The 1,303-nt window shown below is 35.7% G+C and carries 2 protein-coding genes and 1 pseudogene; 2 read left to right on the forward strand and 1 reads right to left on the reverse strand.

Annotation, left to right across the window (positions count from 1 at the left end):
* Both H5072_RS21525 and H5072_RS19695 read left to right on the forward strand, forming a co-directional pair.
* Positions 1-172 (forward strand): annotated as a pseudogene (locus H5072_RS21525) (ATP-dependent helicase); the annotation flags it as partial.
* Positions 173-174: 2 nt separating this feature from the next.
* Positions 175-1,008 carry a S1 RNA-binding domain-containing protein gene (locus H5072_RS19695; RefSeq protein ID WP_182694542.1) on the forward strand — a complete coding sequence of 278 codons (834 nt, stop codon included), beginning with the start codon at positions 175-177 and terminating at the stop codon, positions 1,006-1,008.
* Between the two features lie 39 nt (positions 1,009-1,047).
* Here H5072_RS19695 and H5072_RS19700 read toward each other — a convergent pair.
* Positions 1,048-1,303 (reverse strand): hypothetical protein (locus H5072_RS19700; RefSeq protein WP_182694543.1); only part of this gene is annotated, 256 nt, incomplete at its 5' end.

The raw sequence follows: 1,303 nt of genomic DNA on the forward strand, positions 1-1,303 counted from the left end.
GAAAAAACCTGAGGCAGCGTGGGACAAATCTAAAGAAAAAGCCGCCGCTGTTAAAAAGCCTGCATTTAAGCGCAAAGCTAAACCTAAAAAGCCTACAGCACCAATTAAAGCACCGATGAACATTGATGGCGATACACCAATGCGCCGTAAAAAAAAGCCTGAGCAGGAATAATTATGAGTTACCTAGGAACCACACAAACATTATTTGTAAAAGAAGTGAGTAACGAAGGTGCTTACTTAGACGGCCATGATTTAGGTGAAGTATTTTTACCAAAACAAGAAATAAAACATGAGCTTGAAGCGGGCGATAGTATTAGTGTATTTATCTTTTTAGACAATGCTAATTTAGCCACAGCAACAATAAAGAAACCACATGCTCAAGTAGGCGAGTATGCCCTACTACGCGTTAAAGAAATAAATAGTATTGGGGCATTTTTAGATTGGGGCCTTGAGAAAGATGTGCTTGCACCTTTTAATGAACAAAAGCCACGCATGCAAGAAGGCCATTCTTATTTAGTACGTCTGTACCTTGATAATGCAAGCCAACGTATTTGTGCCTCAAACAACTTTAATCGTTTCCTATCAAAAGATGCGCCGCAATATACTCACTTACAAGAAGTGGATTTAATTGTTGCTGGCAAAACAGATATTGGCTACAAAGTATTAATTGAAGAGTCGCACTTCGGTGTTGTTTTTTACAATATGGTATTTAAAAGCTTATTTGTGGGTCAAAAGCTTAAAGGCTATATTCAAAAAGTACGTGACGACGGAAAAATTGACGTTGTACTAGAAAAGCCAGGTATGGGAAAAGTAAGTGACCTTGGTGAAACTATTATGCAAAAGCTTAAAAACGAAGGCGGTGTTATTCCACTTGGTGATAAGTCTGATCCTGAAGCAATAAAGAAGATGTTTTCTACAAGTAAAGCTAATTATAAAAAAGCAATTGGTGGCTTATTTAAACAAGAGTTAATAGATATTGAAGCGAAATCCATTCGCTTAAAATCTTAATTATAATTGGCTGTAATTACTAATAATACCTGTTTGTAATTAACCTAAAATATATTTATAAGGCAATGTACATTGCGTATATTGCCTTGAATAATCAAGCACTTCAACTTCCGACTCAAGATTGAGCGGCGCCAAACGAAAAACCTTTTTTTCACATTCTGTTTTTTTATCATCAAGCTTTGATATACATTCACTAACGCTTACATGCTGAGATATGAGTGTATCTTCATTTTTGTAACACAGATGATGAGCATAATCTTGCATTGTTTTTTTAAAATCAAACATATCAACTGGG

The organism is Pseudoalteromonas sp. SR45-5, assembly GCF_014163565.1.
Classification (GTDB): domain Bacteria; phylum Pseudomonadota; class Gammaproteobacteria; order Enterobacterales; family Alteromonadaceae; genus Pseudoalteromonas; species Pseudoalteromonas distincta.